Source organism: Deinococcus wulumuqiensis R12, assembly GCF_011067105.1.
Lineage (GTDB): Bacteria > Deinococcota > Deinococci > Deinococcales > Deinococcaceae > Deinococcus > Deinococcus wulumuqiensis.
On record NZ_CP049357.1, the window covers coordinates 2,434,897 to 2,452,500 of the forward strand.

Genomic DNA, 17,604 nt, shown 5'->3' on the forward strand with positions numbered 1-17,604 from the left:
CGGCCCCCCCGTTATTTCCTCGTCACGGCCCAGATGCCCGCGAACTCCGCAAACTGCGTGTCGGTGTCGGGCGTGGCGTAGGCGCTGATGGAGCCGTCGAGGTACAGCGCGTCGGGGCAGCCGAGCTTGTCACGGAAAAAAGTGGCAAAGGTGTAGAAGTTGACCGGCCCCGCACTGATGGCAAAGCGCACCTTGCCGCCCGCGCACACGCCCACGCCGCTGCGGACCTTGAAACTGGTGCCGCCCCGGTTGAAGTCGGGGTGCAGCTTGCCGCCCGCGACCAGCAGCGGCCCGGACTGCGTGGCGTAGTCGGGCGTGAGTGCCAGTTTCTTGTAGGCCTGCGTCTCGGTCACGCCCGCCTTCTGGCCGCGCAGCCAGAACACCCCGTTGGGCAGCAGCGCGAAGTTGCCGCCGCCCTTGCCCGCGTTGTTCAGCCGCACCAGCGTCTTGCCGCCTTCCACATGCAGGCCCAGGGGCCGGGGGCCGGGCGCGTAGATGCCCGAGTTGGTGGCGAACAGCAGCTTTTGCCCCTGTTTGCCCAGGCGCTGCCCGAGCTGCGCGAACGACGAGTAGGGCTTGCCGGTGCCCGGATTGAGCCAGTGCAGCGTCAGGCGGTCACGCGCTGGGTCCACCGTCGCCACGGTGTAGAGCATTCCCCCCGCCGTCATCCGTTCCACCTGCAGGCCCCCGGCGTGGGAGCAGGAAGTGAGCAGAAGGCAGGGCAGCAGGGGCAAAGCGGACAGCAGGCGCGGCATCGGCCCCATGATGCGCGAAACGGGTGAGAATGGCGGCATGTTCAGCGCCCTGTGGAATGTCCTGCGAGAACTGCTGCTCGCCCTGATCGGTCAGCCCAGCCGCCCCGGTCCCACCCGGCAGGAGCGCGAGGCCGAACTCGCCCAGCAAGAGGCCCTGCGTGACGCCCCGGCCCCCACGACGGCCTGGGACGCCGCCCGGCAGGTGGGCGCCGAGGTGGGCAAGGCCGCCATCTGGCAGCCGACCGACGCGCCGCGCCGCAAGGGGCCAAAGTAGGCCTGGGGGCTACTCGCGTCCCAGCATCAGCACCCAGAAGGTGCTCTGGTCGTTTTGCACCTCGCTGCCTGCGCCCACGTGGGTCCAGTCGCGGTTCATCAGGTTGGTGCAGTGGGCCGCGCTGCCCAGCCACCAGATCAGGGCGCCGTCCACCGTCGGGGTGCCGTAGCGGATGTTCTCGCTGACCCGGCCTGTAAAGCCCTGGGCACGGGCGCGGCTGTCCGGGGTGCTGCCGGTGCGCGGGTTGACGTGGTCGGCAAAGCCCTGCGCGACCATTGCCGCCGCGTGTCCCTGGGCCGCTGCCACGAGCCGGATATCTACCTTCAGCGGCGGCGCAGCGGGCTGCCACGTTCCCCCGCAGCGGCGGCCCTGCGCACGGGCGGCGTTGATTCCCGCCAGGAGTTCTTCCAGCGGCCCGGCAGCGGGTCGTGCCGCCACGGGACCGACGGGCTGGCCTGCAACGGAGCGTTCCGCAGTCGGCTGGGAGGCTGGTGAGGTGGAAGCCAGCGTGTTGGGGGTCGCCGGAGCAGACGTGGACCGGGCAGGGAGCAGGGGCGCAGCCGGGTTCACGGCGGGCACTCCGCCCGGCCACCGCGCCGCCAGCACGGTCACGAGGGAGCCGCTGGGCGCGGTGCCGTACCCGGCAAATCCCAGGGCGCACGCCTGCCGCACGGTGGCGGCCACCTGTGCGGGGCTGACCTTCCAGTAGCGGTAGGCGCTGGGCGCTCCGGTGCGCTGGGTAAGCGCACGGTAGGCGTCGGCGCCCGCCGCGAGGTCGGCGGCGGCCAGGTCGAGCGCCGGAAGCGGCGCCGTGCAGCCGGTGGGGGTGGGAGCGGCAGCAGGGCCGGGAGTCGTGGGTCTGGGTGTCGCGGAACTGGGGGCTGCCGGGGTGGGGGCCGGAACAACGGGGGCTGGGACGACGGGGGCTGGGACGACGGGGGATGTGGGCGCGGGCGGTGCAGGAACAGGCGCGGGCGGCAGAGCCGGTGCCGGGGCAGCAAACGGAATCACCTGCACCTGCGCGGCAGCGTCCCGCGCGGCGCTGGTCAGCAGAGCGGCGAGAAGGAAAGCGAGGCGACGCATGGCCTCAGCTTATACGGATTCCGCTTAATTCCTGCACAGTCGGGAAAGCGCCGCCTGTGCATCCATATCGCGTAACCCGTATTTTTTCCTACTCGCATCCGCTCTGCTGCGCAGCTTTGCAAGTCGGATTGAATCTGAAACGACCAGATTCAATCGGAATCCGTATTATAGAGCCTGACCGCGTGAAGGCTTCCTCGCGCCGGGCGGCCCAGTTGAACTGCCCAGTCGAGCGGCCCGCCTACTGACCGCTCCCGACGAGCGCCCCGGCGTTCACCTCGGCCTGCAAGCGCCCCGCCGCCCGCGCCGTGACGACCAACGCAGCGGGCTGCACCTGAAGGCCCTGCACGCTGAAGGCACCGACCTTGCCGCTCACTGTGACGCCCGGCACCGGCGTCAGCGGCAGCCCGGCCTGGGCCTGCGCCTGGGCGCGGCTGAGCAGCGGGCCGAGGTCGAAGCGGGCGGCGCGGGTCAGGTAGGCCTGGGCACGGGCGTCGGCCAGCCACGACACCGCCTTGCCGGTCAGCCCCTCGCGGCGGGTTTGGACCTGCACGCCCCGCAGCGACACGGTGCGTCCGTCGGCAGCGACGGTGGGGGTGCCGGTCACGTCGGTGGTGGCCCGCAGGCTCAGGCCGAGCGGCCCGTCCAGGCGCGTCCTGACCGTGACCCGAAGGCGCGTGCCGCTGGGCTGCACCTGCACGCCCGTGACCCGCAGCACCGGTTTGCCCGGCACGTCCAGGGTCAATGACTGCTGCTGCGCATAGCGGGTGGCGAGGCTCGAAAGTTCGGGGTAAGCCAAGCGGAGAGGCACCGCCAGTTCGATTCCCGGCGTGCCGACTGGCCCCACCTTCAGCGCGGGCAGGGGCGAGGCGTGGACGGTGGTGGGCGGCTTCCCCAGCGCGGCCCCCAGGTCCAGGGTCGCGCCCACGTCCAGCTTCAGTGCGTCGGGCGTCAGGCGCGGCGGGGTCACACTCAGGCCCAGCGGACGCACCAGCGCGTAGGCGGGTTCGGGCGTCGGCAGCGGCCAGGGACGCTGCGCCCGCGCCCACAGCGTTCCGGCGCGCTGTCGCAGATTGGCTCCCTCACGCACCTGCCGCTCGATTCGGGCCGTGAGCTGCTCCAGTTGTGCCCGCACCTGGGGGTCCACCAGCGACTGCACGCTCAGTTTCATGCCCCGGCCCAGGTCTACGGCCAGTGGGTCGGTCCAGTGGTGTTCGGCGCTGGCCCTGACCCCCACGTCCCAGTTCGGTGTCACGTACGGCGTCAGGCGCAGGGTGACGGTGGCCGCTCCGCCGAAGTCGCGGGCAAGACCTGCCAGCAGGCCCCCCGGTTCGGCGCGGAACTCGGCGCGGATGGGCACGCGCAGCACCAGCGCGTCGCCGTCGGCCCCCACGCTCACCTGCGCCGTGCGGGTCACCGTGCCGCGCACCCGCACCGGCACAGCCCCGCCCAGCAGCGTCTGGGTCTGGTCGATGCGGGCAAATTCCTGCGGCACCTGGGCATTGGCGGCCCGCTGCACGCCGGACAGCGGCACCTGCACCGGCAGGGTCAGGGTCGAAGCGGCCTCGGCAGCGGGCAGGGACATGCCCAGAGTCAACAGCACGGGGGTGAGAAAGCGGCGCATGAGGCAGAGGGTAAAGGGAGGAGGGTGAAGAGTAGAGGGACGCTGTCACCCTCCTCCCTCCACGCTTGACCCTCTACCTTCTCCCCATGTGGTTTCAGCACACCCTGACCTTGCCCCCCAAGCGGCGCGGCTTTCATCTGGTGACCCGCGAAATCGTGGACGCCGTGCCCGAATTCGCGCAGGTGCGCGTGGGCCTGCTGCATGTCTGGATTCAGCACACCTCGGCCAGCCTGACGGTGAACGAGAACGCCTCGCCCGACGTGCGGCGCGACTTCGAGCGGTACTTCGACCACGCGGTGCCCGACGGTTGGCCCGAGTTCGAGCACACGCTGGAGGGCCGGGACGACATGCCCGCCCACATCAAGGCGAGCGTGCTGGGGCCGTCACTCACGCTGCCGGTCAGCGCGGGGCGGCTGGCGCTGGGGACGTGGCAGGGCATCTACCTGTGCGAACACCGTGACCGGGCCAGTGCGCGGCGGCTGGTGCTGACGTTGCAGGGCGACTGATACGGATTCCGCTTGATTCCTGCACAGTCGGGAAAGCGCCGCCTGTGCATCCATATCGCAGAATCCGTATTTTTTCCTACTCGCATCCGCTCGGATTGAATCTGGTAGTTTCAGATTCAATCGGAATCCGTATGAGTGCTGGGCATCCCTCTTTCCATCATCCATCAGCGCAGCGGACCCATCATCCATCGCCTTTCAGGGGACATTCCCAGCCTTTCCGCTCGGTAAGGTGAGGGGATGCTCGCGCCGCTGCCCCCCGAAGTCACTGACTTTCTGACCCGGTTTCACACCGAAACGGGTACGCCGGGGCTGGCGGCGCGGCTGGCAGAGGCGGCGCAGGAGTGGACGCCCACGTCCGCCGAACTGACGTGGGGGGCCAAAGTCGCGTGGCGCAACTCCACCCGCTGCGTGGGGCGGCTGTACTGGGAGGCGCTGGAAGTGCGCGACCTGCGCGGGCTGGGTACACCCGAAGCGGTCTACGCGGCGCTGCTGGAGCATCTGCACGACGCCTTTTGCGGCGGGCACATCCGGCCTGTTATCAGCGTGTTCGGCCCCGGTGTGCGGCTGCACAATCCGCAACTTATCCGCTACGCCGACGACCCGCTGAATGCCCCGTTCGTGGCGCGGCTGGCCCGGCACGGCTGGCAGCCGAGCGGCGCACGCTTCGAGGTGCTGCCGCTGCTGATTGAGGCGAACGGCGAAACCCGGCTCTTTCCGCTGCCCCCGGACGCCGTGCAGGAAATCGCTATCACGCACCCCGACTGCCCCGGTATAGGCGAGCTGGGGCTGCGCTGGCACGCCCTGCCGGTCATCAGCGACATGCGGCTGGACGTGGGCGGGCTGCCTCTGCCCTGCGCCTTCAACGGCTGGTACGTCCAGACCGAGATTGCCGCCCGTGACCTGGCCGACACGGACCGCTACGACCAGTTGCCCGCTGTGGCCCGCGCCCTGGGGCTGGACACCCGGCGCGAGCGCACGCTGTGGCGTGACCGGGCGCTGGTGGAGCTGAACGTGGCGGTGCTGCATTCCTTCGACGCTGCCGGGGTCAAGCTGGCCGACCACCACACGGTCACGGCCCACCACGTCCGTTTCGAGGAGCGCGAGGCCCGCGCCGGACGCGAGGTGCGCGGCAAGTGGTCGTGGCTGATTCCGCCGCTGTCGCCCGCCACCACGCCGCTGTGGAGCCGCTCGTACCGGGGCCGCGAGGAGTCGCCGCGCTTCGTGCGGGCGGCGGTGGCTTCCGGCTGCCCCGTTCATACCCCGCCCGAATAACCCCATGTAAAGGCCGCATCAGCCGCTGCCCTCTAGAATCTGAAAACGATGCGCTGAAGGTTTGCCCACAGGGTGCCTGACAGCCCACTTTTTTGATAAAGGAGTCCAGCTATGGATTGGAAAAACTTACCCGGCGGCGGCAACATCGAAGACAGACGCGGAGGCGGCGGGCTGCCCGGCGGCGGCCTGGCGGTGGGCGGCGGCATCGGCGGCCTGATTCTGGCGCTCATCGCCTACTTTTTCGGCGTGGACCCCAGCATCGTCACCGGGGGCGTGCAGCAGCCCCCCGTACAGACGCAGAGCCAGACGCAGACCGGCCAGAGCGACGAGACGTACCAGTTCGTGGACCGCATCGTCGCCAGCACCGACCGGACCTGGACGCAGGTGTTCCAGCAGTCGAACCGCCAGTACACCAAACCCACGCTGGTGCTGTTCGACCAGTACGTGCAGAGTGCCTGCGGGCAGGCCAGCTCCGCCACCGGCCCCTTCTACTGCCCGCTCGACTCCAAGGTGTATCTGGACACCAGCTTCTTCGCCACGATGGACCGCAGGCTGGGCGGCGGCGGCGACTTCGCCTACTCATACGTCATCGCCCACGAGGTCGGGCACCACGTCCAGAACGAACTCGGCATCGCCGAACAGGTCGAGCGCAAGCAGCGGGCCGCCCGCACCGAGGCCGAGCAGAACTCCTACGGGGTGCGCCTGGAACTTCAGGCCGACTGCTTCGCGGGCGTGTGGGGCAACAGCGTCAAGGGCACCGACGCCGCCAACCTCACCCAGGACGACATCCGCGAGGCCATCAACACCGCCGCCGCCATCGGTGACGATACCCTGCAACGGCAGAGCCAGGGCCAGGTCATGCCCGATTCCTTTACCCACGGCAGCAGCCAGCAGCGCATGAACTGGTTCATGAAGGGCTTCCAGACCGGCAACCCCAACCAGTGCGACACCTTCAGCCTGCCTTACAACCAGCTCTGAGGGCTGGAAGTCGAACCGGCTGGAAGTCAAACCGCAAAACCGCAAAAAGAGAAGCGTAGGCACGGAGCTTACGCTTCTCTTTTTTTGCCGTTAGAGCATTTGACAGAAAGAAAGCTGGTCCGGACGCCCCCCCTCTGCTTCGCAGCTTTTCAAGTCCCGTTGCTTCGCAACGCCCTCTGCAAGCAGCTCTAACGAGTCCCCCACAAGGGGAGAGGGTCTAAAAAGCAAGCCCTTCTTTCTTATGTCAGGTGCTGTAGACGGTTAGACGGTTTGACCTTGCCCTGGACAACGCCCCAGCCGCTCAGTTCCAACGTCCGCCGCGTTCGCGCTTCAGCTCGGGTTCCGGCGCGGCGTACAGTTCCTCGGCGCGGGAGAGCTTCTTGCGGCCGTACAGTCCCTCCAGGATGAACTCGGCGGCGGAGACGCGCACGGCGTCGTCGCTGCTCTGCGCCACCTGCGCGGCAAAGTCGCTCAGACCGGGCACTTCGCTGCTGGCCTTAATAGCCGCCGCCGCGTCGCCGCCCTGCGGAAAGCGGAACACGTTGCCCTGGTCGAACCACTTTTCCAGCTCGCGGGTGTCGGCGCTGCCGTAGCTGCGGGCATATGCGGCGCCCGCCGCCTTGCGAATCAGGTCTTTGGCGACGTTGTCGGCGCCCTTGAGTTCACCTTCGTATTCCAGCTCCATCTTGCCCGTGATCGCCGGGAGGCCCGCGTACACGTCGGTCACGCGCACCACCGGGGAGTCACCCGACACCAGCGAGCGGCGCTCGGCGTTGGCGCAGGCGAGTTCCATCAGCGAAATCGGGAGGCGCTGCGACACGCCCGAGAGCTTGTCGATGCGGCCATCTTCACGGGCCTGGAAGGCGATGTCCTCGATGAGTTCGGCGATGAAGGGCGGCACCACCACGCCCTCTTCCTTGACGGCTTCCTGCGCGGTGATGTCCATGCCGAGGCGAATGTCGGTGGGGTAGTGGGTGCGAATTTCGCTGCCGATGCGGTCCTTGAGCGGCGTCACGATTTTGCCGCGCGCGGTGTAGTCCTCGGGGTTGGCCGAGAAGACCAGCATCACGTCGAGTTCGAGGCGAATGGGGTAGCCCTTGATCTGCACGTCGCCTTCCTGAAGGATGTTGAACAGCGCGACCTGCACCTTGGGCGAAAGGTCGGCGAGTTCGTTCACCGCGAAAATTCCCCGGTTGGCACGCGGCAGCAGGCCGAAATGCATGCTTCTCACGTCCCCCAGCGAGGTGCCCAGGCGGGCGGCCTTGATGGGGTCCACGTCACCGATGAGGTCGGCCACCGTCACGTCGGGGGTCGCCAGTTTTTCCACGTAGCGGGCGTCACGCGGCAGCCAGCGGATGGGCAGGTCCAGTCCGTGCGCTTCCAGCAGGTGCTGTCCCTCGGCGCCGATCGGGTTGAGGGGGTCGTCGGGCATGTCCACCCCGTCGATCACCGGCACTTCCTCGTCGAGCAGGCCCGTAATCGCCCGCAGAATCCGGCTCTTGGCCTGACCGCGCAGCCCGAGCAGGATGAAGTTCTGCCGCGCCAGCAGGGCATTCACCAGTTGCGGAATCACCGTGTCGTCGTAGCCGACCACGCCGGGAAACAGCTCTTCACCGCTGCGGAGCTTGCGCGTCAGGTTGTCGCGCACCTCGTCCTGCACCAGTCGGCGCTGGCCGTCGAAGGGCGTGCGCCCGGCGTATTCGGGCGTCTGCAAAAGCTCGCCGAGGGTCCTGGCTCTGGTCTGCGCTGTGGTCTGGGCGGTCATGTCGCGGAACGTAGCACGCGCCTCATGGCGGGAATGTGCGGGAGGGAACGGGCTCAGTTCGCCCCACCCGAGCTGCTGGCCGCCGCGCTCTGTTGCTGCGTGTCTTCGAGCGCCTTGTACGTGCACACCGCCGCCAGCGCCGCGATTTCGAGCGGCACGTCGCCGAGGTTGAGGGTCACGTCCTTGCCGTCTACGTGTCCACCGATGCGCCCGCTGAGCCGCTCGCCGCGCCGGGTGAGGGCCACGTCCTTGCCCGCAATCCGGCCCGAGAAGCGCCCGCGCACGTCGTCGCCACCGATGCTGAGGCTCAGCGAGTCGCCGTCCACGCGACCACCGAGCCGCACGTCCACCCGCTGCCCGCTCACGTCGCCGTCCACGTCGAAGCCTGCAAAGACGCCGCCCACGCGCCCGTTCACGTCGCCCGACTGCACCTCCAGCCGGATGTCCTTGCCCTGAAACTGGCCCCCGATGCGTCCCGTGAGTCGCGAGCCGTCCCAGTCGGCGTGAAGGTCATAGCCGGCGGTCAGGCCACCGATGCGTCCGTCGAGTTTGCTCATGCTGGGAATACGCTCCGGAATGGCCGAGAGTTCCGGCAGAGGGCACGGCTCAGGGAAGTTGCAACTCCAACTGAACGTCGTGCCGGGGCGGGCGCGTGGTGTCTTTCAGGTCGGTTCGCGCCTTGAGCGACAGCGTGCCCACCCCTTCTTCCTTGCCGGCGCGGAAGGTGAAGCGGGTGACGCTTTGCCCGGCGAAGGTGCGGGTGTCCACCAGTTGCCAGCCCTGCGCCTGAAGGGCGGCGGCGTAGTGGCGGCGCAGCGCCTCGGTGTCCTGCGAACCGTAGATCGAGGTGTAGGCGCTGACCTCCGTGTCGCCCGAGGTCAGGTTGGTGCTCTCGACCTGCGCTCCGTCCGGAGCGGGAAGCTGCGGCAGCTTCAGGCCGCGTTTTTCCAGGCGGTCGGCGGGGCGGTACACCGTCTGGTTGCGGTAGGGCGCATAGAAATTGAGCTGCGCGGGGTCGTCCTGCGGCATGTTCGCCGGGCAGCTCTGCGAAAAGCCGGTGAGGCTGTACCCGTAGCTGACCTGGGCACCGCCCGTCTCACCTCCGAAAGCGTAGACCGTCAGGGTGCCGGGAACGCCGGGTTTGCACAGCGGCGAGACGTATTCGCCCCGGCGTGAAGATTCGAAGACAAGTCCCGTCATGCCCGCGTCGGGATAGAGATTTTGCCAGCCCGCCGCCCGCAGAGCTTTTTCAGCCGTCTGCTGAGCGGCGGTGGGAGCAAGAGTGGTTCGCACGATCACCCGGCTGCCCCCGGTCTGACTCACGCTGCCGACCACCTGCTGACCGGGCAGGGTGGGCGCGGGGAACGGCAGGCCCGGCAGCACTTGCCCCGGCTGAAACTGGTCGCTGCCAGACACCCCGACCACCGCCAGCAGCAGCTGACGCTCGGCGGGGGTCAGCCGCTCGAACAGCGCGGCGCCCAGGACCGGAGTGGGTGGGGTGCCCTGAGCCTGAGCCGCCCCGAGCACCAGAGACGCGAGAACGAGAGAAGCCCGCCAGAGAGGTTGTCTCATGCTCCACTCTACGCCGACAGAGGGTCAGAGGTTGCCGGTGGGGTTCGGTGGGCTGTCGTACCGCCCTTCACTCGGCAGCTCCCTGCCCTCATGCACGGCCTGAGCGACGGCGCGGGCCAGCGGAAAATCCACCCCGGCGTACCACGCCTGCTCCAGTTGTCCGTCACGCTCGCGGTAGACACACAGGGTCGGGCCGAACTTGCAGGCGCCCAGGCACCCGCTGTCGGTGAGGCGAACGCTGCCGCCCTGCTTGTAGTAGGCCACGCCGTCGCGCTCAAGGGCGTTCCAGAGGGCTTTGTGCAGCAGAACCGAATTGCGCTGCTGGCAACTGCTGCCCCGGCACAGCAGAAGGTGGCCGGAGGTGGGGAAGTATCTGGGGTGGGTCATGGATGTTCCTGTGAAGCGTAAAGGGTGGAAGGAAAAGGGTTCAGTCTACAGGCACCACCACCAGCCGCCCGCCCCGCTCGATGACCTCGGCCTTGACCCCGTAGGCGAGGTAGAGGTGCTCCGGCGTCAGCACCTCGCCCGCCGTTCCTGCCGCCATGACTTGCCCGTGGTGCAGCAGCAGCAGCCGGTCGGCGCGGGCCGCCAGATTCAGGTCGTGCAGCACGGCTACGGCGCCCAGCCCGGCGTCCACCTCGCGCCGCAGCGAACGCAACAGCTCCAGGGCATAGGCGAGGTCGAGGTGGTTGGTCGGCTCGTCCAGCAGCAGCATCTGCGGCTCGGCGGCCAGGGCACGGGCCAGCGCCACCCGCTGCCGCTCACCGCCCGAGAGTTCGGTCACGCGCCGCTCCTCGAACTGCCGGGTGTCGGTGCGGTCCAGCGCCGCGTCCACGGCGTCCTCGTCGGCGTGTGACCAGGGCCGGGCAGGAATCAGGCCCCAGCGCCACTCGCCCGCGCCGCGTCCCAGCGTCACCACGTCGCGCACCCGCGTTTCGTTCGGCAACCCCTCGGACTGCGCCAGGTACGCCAGCCGCCGCGAACGCTCGGCCCGGCTCCACTCGCGCAGCGGACGGCCTTCCAGATACACCTCGCCCCCGTCCAGCGGACTCAGGCCCAGCAGGGCGCGCAGCAGCGTGCTTTTGCCTGCCCCGTTCGGCCCGATGATGGCCGTCAGTTCGCCCGCCCGAAATTCAGCGTCCACCCCGCGCACGGCCAGCGTCGGCCCCGCCCTGACCTGCAGACCAGTGGCCTCCAGCAGCGCTTCTGCCCTCTGCCCTCCACCCTCTGCCCTCTGCGTCCTAGCCATTTTCCCGCCTCAGCAACCACAGGAAAAACGGCCCGCCCAGCAGCGTGGTCACGATGCCGACCTGCGAGAGCGGCGTGGTGCGGGCCAGCAGGTCGGCCAGCACCAGCAGCGACCCGCCCAGCAGCCCGGACAGCGGCAGCAGCGTGCGGTGCCCCGCGCCGAAGGCCAGACGCACCAGATGCGGCACGATGAGGCCGACAAACCCGATGATGCCCACATACGCCACCGCGCCCGCCGTCGCCAGACTCGCGCAGGCGACCACCAGCAGCCGCAGCCGCTCCACCGGCACACCCAGCGAGCGGGCGGTCAGGTCGCCGAGTTGCAGGGTGTCCAGGGCGCGGGCCAGCAGCAGCAGCGCCCCGCAGCCCAGCCCCACGTAAGGCAGCACCGTCAGCACGTCGCGCCAGCCCGAAAAACTCAGGTCGCCCAGCGTGTAGGCCAGCACCTCCCGCGCCCGGTCCTCGCCGCGCAGCATCAGCGCGGTGGTGGCCGCACTCAGCACGCTGCCCACCACCACGCCCGACAGAATCAGGCGCGTGGGCGGAAAACGGCGGCCCTCACGCGCCAGCAGCAGCGTGACGGTGACCGCCGCCAGCGCCGTGAGCAGCGCCGCGAGCGGAATCAGGGAATGCGGCCAGCCCAGCGTCAGGGCCACCGTCGCCCCCAGCCCCGCGCCACTCGCCACGCCCAGCAGGTAGGGGTCCGACAGCGGGTTGCGAAACACGCCCTGAAACGCCCCGCCGCACACGCTCAGCGCCGCGCCGACCAGCACGCCCATCACCACACGCGGCAGGCGAATCTGCCAGATGATGACCGCGTCGCCCTCCAGCGCCTGCCCGGTCACGCCCTGCCACAGCGCCGAGAGCACCGCGCCGGGGGCGATGTTCACGCTGCCCAGGCCGGTGCCGAGCACCACCGCGACCAGCAAAAGCCCCAGCAGCAGCACGGTGCCCGAGGCCACATACGCCCGCGAACGCCGCGTCGCCAGGGCCGCCACGTTCACCTGAACAGTTCAGGGTGAACGATTTTGGCGAGGCCGCGCAGCGCCTGCGGCAGCCGGGGGCCGGGGCGTCCCAGAATGGTGTTCAGTTCCTTGGGAATGTCGATGACCTTGCCGGTTTTCACGGCAGTGATGCTTTTCCAGCCGGGACGCGCACTCGCGGTCTTGAGGTCGGTGCCCAGAATCAGTTGCGGGTTCTGCTTGACGATGAGTTCGGGGTCCACCTTGGGAAAGTCGCCCAGGGACGCCGGAATCACGTTTCTTGCGCCCGCCTTGGTCAGCAGCACGCCCATGAACGAGTTCGGGCCGATGGAGTAGGGGGTGGGGTCGATCTCGAAGTAGGCGGTGGGTTTGCGCACGGCGTTTCGCGTCAGAATCTCGACCTTGGCGATGTCGCGCTGCATCTGGATATTGAGCGCCTTGGCCTGCGCCTCGCGGTTGACGATTTTGCCCAGCAGGGTGGTTTTGCTGAACACGTCGGCGTAGGTTTCGGGGTTGACGGCGACGGTGGGCACGCCCAGTTGCCCCAGTTGCTCGGCCAGCTTGCCGTACTTGCTGACAATCACGAGGTCGGGCCTGAGGCTCACGATTTTTTCCACGTTGGAGTCGTACAGCCCGCCCACTTTGGGCAGCTTGGTCACCTGCGCGGGAAAGTCGCTGTAGTCGTCCACACCCACCAGCTTGGCGCAGGCCCCGATGGCGCACAGGGTTTCGGTGTTGCTCGGCAGCACGCTGACGATGCGGGCGGGTTCGGCCTTCACCGTCACCTTGCGCCCGAGGTCGTCGGTGAGGCTCAGCGGGTAGCGGGTGGCCCCCGCAGAGGTGGCGAGGGCGGCACTCAGGGTCAGCAGGACAAAACGGGTACGCATCTGGTTCTCCTCGGCGGGACGCAAAAAAACGCCCCCCAGTCTGGGAAGCGAAAACAGGGAACGTCCGCACGAAAAAGCCGGGCGGTCCCTCTTTCCGCGAGAGGTCAGGCCGCACGCCCGGGGAGGGCGCGAGCAGGTCAGGTGTTCGGACTGAAAACCGTTGCGCGACAGTGCCGGACTGAAACCGGACTTTCCCTGTGCCTGCTGCTGAGGAGTATAGAGCGAAGGTTCAGACCCGGCGGCCCACCGGCTGCGAGAGCATCTGCAACCGCCGCGCCAGTTCCTCGGTGTTGGCCTTGATGCCTCCCCGGGCCGAAATGGGTTCGCCGAACCGGATGACCCAGCGCCGACCGTCGCGGCTGATTCCGGCGGGCAAAATCGGCGCCCGCCCCCGCGCGGCAATCAGCGCCGCCCCGCCGTGAATCTCCTGCCCCCCGCGCGTGCCCTGCGGGAAAATCCCCACCGTGCCGTTCGCCTTCAGAATCCGCAGGCTGGTGCGAATGGCTTTCACGTCGCTGCCGTCGCGGTCCACCGGAAAGCTGCCCCCGGCGCGGATGATGTCCCCGATGACCGGCACGAACAGCTCGCGCTTGGCCATGAACTGCAGAAAGCGGCCCGGCGGCAGGGCACGCGCAATCAGGAAGGGGTCGAGCGCCGACTGGTGGTTGGCGGCGACCACCAGCGGGGTGCCGGGCGGCGGCACATGCTCGCGCCCGTGAATGTCGAGCCGCATCCCCGAAAGCAGCACGGGCAGGAAAGTCACGTCCACCACGAAGCGGTACACCTGCGGGTTGACATGGGGAAACTGTTCTTCGGGGGCCGGGGGCACCGAAACTGCACCGTCGGTCATGGGGCTGAGCATACGCCCGTCAGGTCAGAAGGCTGTCCCCTCGTCTTCGGTGTCCTCAACCTCTTCCTCTTCGCCCTGTCCCCACTCGCCGCTCAGGACCGCCCGCACCGCCTCGATACGGCTGCGGCACTCGGCGTAGGCGGCGCGGGCCTCTTCGAGCAGCGGCAGCACCCGGTCGAGGTCGGCCTCGCCGCTTTCCAGCTCGGCGGCGATGCGCGAAAGCCGGGCGTAGGCGTCACGGTAGCTGGCAGAAGCACTCACGCCCACAGCGTAAAGCAGACCGCTACCCTGCTTCCATGTCGCATGCCCACTTCGACCTGACCGCGCTGCCACAGTCGGCCCGCTACAAGCTGCTCACGGCGACGGTGGTGCCCCGGCCTATCGCCTGGGTGGGCACGCAGGGCGAAGGCGGCTTCAACCTCGCGCCCTACTCCTTTTTCGGGCTGATGGGGTCCGAGCCGCCGGTCGTCGCCTTCGCACCCGGAGACCGGCCCGACGGCACGCCGAAAGACACCGCGCTTAACATCGGCCCCGGTGGAGAATTCACCGTCAGTCTGGTGAGCGCGGCACTCGCTGAGGCGATGAACCTGAGCGCCACCGACTTTCCGCGTGGCATGGACGAGGCGCAGGTGCTCGGCCTCCGGCTCGCCTCCTCGCGTCAGGTGCAGGTGCCCCGTGTGCAGGACGCCCCCGCCGCCCTCGAATGCCGCGAGGTCCAGACGGTCCGGATAGGGCAGACCCGCATCATCCTGGGGGAAGTGCTGGCGCTGTGGCTGCGCGAGGATGCCGTGCTCGACGCCGAAAAGCACCATGTGGACACGGCGGCCCTCGACCTCATCGGACGCATGGGCGGGCGCGGGACGTATACGCACACCCGCGACACCTTCGAGTTGAAGCGCCGGACCTACGCCGAGTGGAGCGGGCAGGAGGACTGAGCTTCAGAGCGGCGCCCCACCCGCCCGCAGCCGCGCGTTGTCGGCCCAGAGGTAGCGCGAGGCCAGCGAGCGGTAGGGCGCCCAGCGGCCCGTGACCGCCTGCCAGTCCTCGCCCGGATACAGCCGCGCCACCCCCTGCCGCAGCGCGAGGTCGCCGTAACTGAACACGTCGGGCCGGGCCAGCGCGAACAGCAGAAACATCTCGGCGGTCCACTGGCCAATGCCGGGCAACACGACGAGTTCGGCCACCACCGTCGCGTCGGGCTGCTGCGCGAGGTGCGCGAAATCGATTTGCCCGGTTTCGGCAGCAACGGCGGCGGCCTGCACGGTGCGCACCTTGGCCCACGACAGCCCCGCGCCGCGCAGGTCGTCCCCCGTCACGCCGAGCAGCGCCGCCGGGGTGACGGTCCCCAGCAGCGTTTCCAGTCGGCCATAGACCGCCTGCGCCGCCTTCACGCTCACCTGTTGCCCCGCCACACTGCGCACCAGCCGCCCGAACGGGTCCGGCGTGGGGGTCAGCACCGTCAGTTCTCCGCACAGCGCGATCACCTGTGCCATCACCGCGTCACGCGACAGGTGGGCGGTGGCCCCGGCGTGGTCGGTCAGCGGGGGCAGGGCCGGGGGCGCGGCGGTCAACTCAGACTCCTTTTCCCCGGCGAAGCGGCAGCGGCTTGGGCAACCAGGCCCGCTCACGGATGACCGCTTCCAGTTCCTCGCGGTTGAGGTTGCGCACCTTGCGCTCGGCACACACCCCGTCCTGAATCGCCTGCTCTGCCACGCGCACCGCCACCTGAATGCTCAGTTCGCGCAGCTCGCTGATGGGCGGGTAGACGAGGTGGGGGTGATGCTGCGTGGTGTATTCCGCCAGGGTCAGGGCGGCGGCCATCACCATGTGGTCGGTGATTTCGCGGGCGCGGCTGACCACCGCCCCGAAGCCCAGCCCCGGGAAGATGAAGGCGTTGTTGCCCTGCCCGACCGGAATCTGCTCGCCGCCGTAGTTCACGTCGGAAAAGGGGCTGCCGGTGGCGACAATCGCGCCGCCGCGCGTCCACTCCACGATGTCGCTGGGCCGCGCCTCGACATGGCTCGACGGGTTGGACAGCGGAAAGACGATGGGCCGGGGCGTGTGCGCCAGCATCGCCCCTATGTCCTGTTGCCTGAAGAGGCCCGGCACCCCGGTGAAGCCCAGCAGGGCGGTGGCGCGGGCCTGGACAATCACCTCGTGCAGGTTGGGATATTCGCCTTCATAACTCCAGCCGTGCAGGTCGGCGCGGCGGCGCACGAAGGGCATCTGCTGCGGTTCGAGGTCGGGCTGCCCTTCCATCAGCAGGCCGTAGCGGTCCACGACATAGACGCGGGCGTGGGCCTCTTCGGGACACAGGCCCTCGGCTTCCAGGCCCTGCCGAATGGCGCTCGCCACGCCGATACCCGCCGCGCCCGCGCCGACCACCACGAACACCTGGTCGGCCAGGAATTCGCCCTTCATGCGGCTGGCCCGCAGCAGCCCGGCCAGCGCCATCGCGCCGGTGCCCTGAATGTCGTCGTTGAAACTCGGAATGACTTTGCGGTAGCGCTCCAGCACCCGGAACGCCGTGCCGCGCGAAAAGTCCTCCCACTGGATGATGGCCTTGGGGTACCGCGCCGCCACCGCCTCCACGAAGGCGTCTACGAACTCGTCGTATTGCTGCCCCTGCCAGCGGCGGTGGTGCACGCCGAGGTACAGCGGGTCGTCGATGAGGTCCTGGCGGTTGGTGCCCACGTCGAGTTCCACCGGCAGCGTCTTGTCGGGGCCAACGCCGCCCGCCGCCGTGTACAGCGCCAGTTTGCCGATAGAAATCGCCATGCCGCCGAAGCCCTGGTCCCCGATGCCCAGAATCGCGCTCGAATCGGTCGCCACGATCATTCGCACGTCGTTGACCGAAACGTTGTCGAGCATCTCGTCGACCCGGTCGATGTCCTGGGTGCTCACGGTAAAGCCGCGCGGGTAGCGGTAGTTGTTGGAGTACATCTTGACCGCTTCGCCCACCGTGGGGGTGTAGATGATGGGCAGCATCTCCTCCAGGTGGTCTTCGAGAATCGCGTAGTACAGCACCTCGTTGCGGTCCTGCAGCGCCCGCAGGTACTCGTGCCGGGCAAGGTCGGTGGGCGCGTCGAGGTAGCGCAGGTAGGTGCGGCGCTTCTGCTCTTCGAAGGAACTGATATGCGGCGGAATCAGTCCTTCCAGGCCAAGCTCACGCCGCTCCTCGGGGGTAAAGCCGGTGGTCTTGTTCAGCAGCGGGTTTTGCAGCAGGGCGAGGCCGGTGACCTTGACCTCGATATAACGCTGGCCCTGCTCGTCGCGTTTGACATCGTAGTAGCGGGATACGGGGGGCGATTTCGGCATCGCCGGTCAGCATAACGGCGCTTTCCTCCGCTGCGCGTCTCGTTGGATCGGGTGCAAAGCGCGGCCCGGCCCCAGACAGCAGCACCCGGTCTTCCTGACGCCTTGCCGTATACTGAGTACATGGTGTGGGAGAGAGTCCGCCAACCCGCATGAGGCCCTCCGCGTGATGGCTGTCCGTTTCCCCCAGGCGCTGCCGGGGGCCTTGGCCGAGCTGCCGCTGTGGCAAGAGCGCGTGCGGCTGATGGTCAAGCCCCGGCGCTACGAACACGTGCTGCGGGTGGCCGACCTGGCGCAGCAGATTGCCGAAGCCGCCCGGCTCGGTGCCGACGAGGTGGCACGGGCCTACGCCGCCGGAATCCTCCACGACCTCGCCCGTGACCTGCCCGAAAGCGAGTTGCTGCGCCTCGCCCCCCCGGAGTGCGACATCGACGCCAACCACCCGCTCGCGCTGCATGGCCGCGCCGCCCGCACGCTGCTCGAACACTGGGGCTA

20 protein-coding genes (1 of these 20 only partly in view) are annotated in these 17,604 nt (G+C 68.7%); 6 read left to right on the top strand and 14 right to left on the bottom strand.

Annotation, left to right across the window (positions count from 1 at the left end; all coding sequences use genetic code 11):
• Positions 1-11 precede the first annotated feature (11 nt).
• Positions 12-764, bottom strand: coding sequence for a phosphodiester glycosidase family protein (locus G6R31_RS11830; protein WP_017871565.1), 753 nt, complete (start codon positions 762-764; stop codon positions 12-14).
• Here G6R31_RS11830 and G6R31_RS11835 point away from each other — a divergent pair.
• Positions 763-1,029: a hypothetical protein gene (locus G6R31_RS11835; protein ID WP_017871564.1), complete on the top strand. Its 267-nt coding sequence runs from the start codon at positions 763-765 to the stop codon at positions 1,027-1,029. The genes G6R31_RS11830 and G6R31_RS11835 overlap by 2 nt on opposite strands.
• 9 nt (positions 1,030-1,038) lie before the next feature.
• Here G6R31_RS11835 and G6R31_RS11840 read toward each other — a convergent pair whose 3' ends face one another.
• Positions 1,039-2,112, bottom strand: a complete 1,074-nt coding sequence (locus G6R31_RS11840) for a CAP domain-containing protein (protein WP_164993983.1) — start codon at positions 2,110-2,112, stop codon at positions 1,039-1,041.
• Positions 2,113-2,350: 238 nt separating this feature from the next.
• On the bottom strand, positions 2,351-3,733 hold the full coding sequence (locus G6R31_RS11845) for a DUF4403 family protein (RefSeq protein WP_017871500.1): 1,383 nt from the start codon (positions 3,731-3,733) through the stop codon (positions 2,351-2,353).
• An 86-nt stretch (positions 3,734-3,819) separates the two neighbouring features.
• Between G6R31_RS11845 and G6R31_RS11850 the strand changes: the two genes are divergently transcribed.
• From G6R31_RS11850 to ypfJ, 3 genes are all read left to right on the top strand, one after another.
• Positions 3,820-4,239 carry a secondary thiamine-phosphate synthase enzyme YjbQ gene (locus G6R31_RS11850; protein ID WP_017871501.1) on the top strand — a complete coding sequence of 140 codons (420 nt, stop codon included), beginning with the start codon at positions 3,820-3,822 and terminating at the stop codon, positions 4,237-4,239.
• Positions 4,240-4,476: 237 nt separating this feature from the next.
• Positions 4,477-5,511 carry a nitric oxide synthase oxygenase gene (gene nos / locus G6R31_RS11855; RefSeq protein WP_017871502.1) on the top strand — a complete coding sequence of 345 codons (1,035 nt, stop codon included), beginning with the start codon at positions 4,477-4,479 and terminating at the stop codon, positions 5,509-5,511.
• Positions 5,512-5,622: 111 nt separating this feature from the next.
• Positions 5,623-6,489 (top strand): KPN_02809 family neutral zinc metallopeptidase, encoded by an 867-nt coding sequence (ypfJ, locus tag G6R31_RS11860; RefSeq protein ID WP_017871503.1) that lies wholly within the window; start codon positions 5,623-5,625, stop codon positions 6,487-6,489.
• A 301-nt stretch (positions 6,490-6,790) separates the two neighbouring features.
• Here the strand turns inward: ypfJ and G6R31_RS11865 are convergent, their stop codons facing one another.
• The 9 genes from G6R31_RS11865 to xseB all read right to left on the bottom strand — a co-directional run bounded on the left by G6R31_RS11865 (position 6,791) and on the right by xseB (position 14,061).
• The gene (locus tag G6R31_RS11865; protein ID WP_017871504.1) at positions 6,791-8,254 is read right to left on the bottom strand and encodes a magnesium chelatase ATPase subunit I; all 1,464 of its coding nucleotides are present in this window, start codon (positions 8,252-8,254) and stop codon (positions 6,791-6,793) included.
• Between the two features lie 53 nt (positions 8,255-8,307).
• The gene (locus G6R31_RS11870) at positions 8,308-8,811 is read right to left on the bottom strand and encodes a hypothetical protein (protein ID WP_017871505.1); all 504 of its coding nucleotides are present in this window, start codon (positions 8,809-8,811) and stop codon (positions 8,308-8,310) included.
• Positions 8,812-8,860: 49 nt separating this feature from the next.
• On the bottom strand, positions 8,861-9,826 hold the full coding sequence (locus G6R31_RS11875; protein WP_051056514.1) for a type 1 periplasmic-binding domain-containing protein: 966 nt from the start codon (positions 9,824-9,826) through the stop codon (positions 8,861-8,863).
• A 24-nt stretch (positions 9,827-9,850) separates the two neighbouring features.
• A complete protein-coding gene (locus tag G6R31_RS11880; protein ID WP_017871507.1) occupies positions 9,851-10,213 on the bottom strand; it encodes a (2Fe-2S) ferredoxin domain-containing protein in 363 nt (120 codons plus the stop codon).
• Between the two features lie 40 nt (positions 10,214-10,253).
• Positions 10,254-11,075: an ABC transporter ATP-binding protein gene (locus G6R31_RS11885; RefSeq protein WP_081608324.1), complete on the bottom strand. Its 822-nt coding sequence runs from the start codon at positions 11,073-11,075 to the stop codon at positions 10,254-10,256.
• Complete coding sequence (locus G6R31_RS11890) at positions 11,068-12,078, bottom strand: FecCD family ABC transporter permease (RefSeq protein WP_017871509.1); 1,011 nt, start codon at positions 12,076-12,078, stop codon at positions 11,068-11,070. The genes G6R31_RS11885 and G6R31_RS11890 overlap by 8 nt, the downstream gene beginning before the upstream one ends.
• Positions 12,075-12,944 carry an ABC transporter substrate-binding protein gene (locus G6R31_RS11895; protein WP_017871510.1) on the bottom strand — a complete coding sequence of 290 codons (870 nt, stop codon included), beginning with the start codon at positions 12,942-12,944 and terminating at the stop codon, positions 12,075-12,077. Before G6R31_RS11895 ends, G6R31_RS11890 begins: the two co-directional genes overlap by 4 nt.
• 229 nt (positions 12,945-13,173) lie before the next feature.
• Complete coding sequence (locus G6R31_RS11900; RefSeq protein ID WP_225983044.1) at positions 13,174-13,794, bottom strand: lysophospholipid acyltransferase family protein; 621 nt, start codon at positions 13,792-13,794, stop codon at positions 13,174-13,176.
• Positions 13,795-13,818: 24 nt separating this feature from the next.
• Positions 13,819-14,061: an exodeoxyribonuclease VII small subunit gene (gene xseB, locus G6R31_RS11905; RefSeq protein ID WP_017871512.1), complete on the bottom strand. Its 243-nt coding sequence runs from the start codon at positions 14,059-14,061 to the stop codon at positions 13,819-13,821.
• A gap of 29 nt (positions 14,062-14,090) precedes the next feature.
• Between xseB and G6R31_RS11910 the strand changes: the two genes are divergently transcribed.
• Positions 14,091-14,729, top strand: a complete 639-nt coding sequence (locus G6R31_RS11910) for a flavin reductase family protein (protein ID WP_017871513.1) — start codon at positions 14,091-14,093, stop codon at positions 14,727-14,729.
• A 3-nt stretch (positions 14,730-14,732) separates the two neighbouring features.
• Here the strand turns inward: G6R31_RS11910 and alkA are convergent, their stop codons facing one another.
• Positions 14,733-15,365: a 3-methyladenine DNA glycosylase AlkA gene (gene alkA, locus G6R31_RS11915; protein WP_017871514.1), complete on the bottom strand. Its 633-nt coding sequence runs from the start codon at positions 15,363-15,365 to the stop codon at positions 14,733-14,735.
• A gap of 1 nt (position 15,366) precedes the next feature.
• Positions 15,367-17,112 carry an NAD-dependent malic enzyme gene (locus G6R31_RS11920; RefSeq protein ID WP_017871515.1) on the bottom strand — a complete coding sequence of 582 codons (1,746 nt, stop codon included), beginning with the start codon at positions 17,110-17,112 and terminating at the stop codon, positions 15,367-15,369.
• A 166-nt stretch (positions 17,113-17,278) separates the two neighbouring features.
• On the opposite strand from G6R31_RS11920, the gene yqeK reads away from it, so the two are divergent.
• Positions 17,279-17,604, top strand: partial view of a bis(5'-nucleosyl)-tetraphosphatase (symmetrical) YqeK gene (gene yqeK / locus G6R31_RS11925; RefSeq protein WP_017871516.1) — the 5' portion only. It continues 298 nt past the right edge of the window; 326 of the gene's 624 nt are visible here — the first part of the coding sequence; the start codon lies at positions 17,279-17,281; its stop codon lies off the right edge, out of view.

Bases quoted from the DNA above. Each gene is read 5' to 3' on its own strand.
- G6R31_RS11870 (WP_017871505.1), bottom strand. From the start codon at position 8,811: ATGAGCAAACTCGACGGACGCATCGGTGGCCTGACCGCCGGCTATGAC.
- nos (WP_017871502.1), top strand. From the start codon at position 4,477: ATGCTCGCGCCGCTGCCCCCCGAAGTCACTGACTTTCTGACCCGGTTT.
- G6R31_RS11910 (WP_017871513.1), top strand. From the start codon at position 14,091: ATGTCGCATGCCCACTTCGACCTGACCGCGCTGCCACAGTCGGCCCGC.
- G6R31_RS11850 (WP_017871501.1), top strand. From the start codon at position 3,820: ATGTGGTTTCAGCACACCCTGACCTTGCCCCCCAAGCGGCGCGGCTTT.
- G6R31_RS11835 (WP_017871564.1), top strand. From the start codon at position 763: ATGATGCGCGAAACGGGTGAGAATGGCGGCATGTTCAGCGCCCTGTGG.
- G6R31_RS11885 (WP_081608324.1), bottom strand. From the start codon at position 11,075: ATGGCTAGGACGCAGAGGGCAGAGGGTGGAGGGCAGAGGGCAGAAGCG.
- G6R31_RS11845 (WP_017871500.1), bottom strand. From the start codon at position 3,733: ATGCGCCGCTTTCTCACCCCCGTGCTGTTGACTCTGGGCATGTCCCTG.
- G6R31_RS11830 (WP_017871565.1), bottom strand. From the start codon at position 764: ATGGGGCCGATGCCGCGCCTGCTGTCCGCTTTGCCCCTGCTGCCCTGC.
- G6R31_RS11895 (WP_017871510.1), bottom strand. From the start codon at position 12,944: ATGCGTACCCGTTTTGTCCTGCTGACCCTGAGTGCCGCCCTCGCCACC.
- G6R31_RS11900 (WP_225983044.1), bottom strand. From the start codon at position 13,794: ATGACCGACGGTGCAGTTTCGGTGCCCCCGGCCCCCGAAGAACAGTTT.
- G6R31_RS11840 (WP_164993983.1), bottom strand. From the start codon at position 2,112: ATGCGTCGCCTCGCTTTCCTTCTCGCCGCTCTGCTGACCAGCGCCGCG.
- G6R31_RS11920 (WP_017871515.1), bottom strand. From the start codon at position 17,112: ATGCCGAAATCGCCCCCCGTATCCCGCTACTACGATGTCAAACGCGAC.
- G6R31_RS11865 (WP_017871504.1), bottom strand. From the start codon at position 8,254: ATGACCGCCCAGACCACAGCGCAGACCAGAGCCAGGACCCTCGGCGAG.
- ypfJ (WP_017871503.1), top strand. From the start codon at position 5,623: ATGGATTGGAAAAACTTACCCGGCGGCGGCAACATCGAAGACAGACGC.
- G6R31_RS11875 (WP_051056514.1), bottom strand. From the start codon at position 9,826: ATGAGACAACCTCTCTGGCGGGCTTCTCTCGTTCTCGCGTCTCTGGTG.
- G6R31_RS11880 (WP_017871507.1), bottom strand. From the start codon at position 10,213: ATGACCCACCCCAGATACTTCCCCACCTCCGGCCACCTTCTGCTGTGC.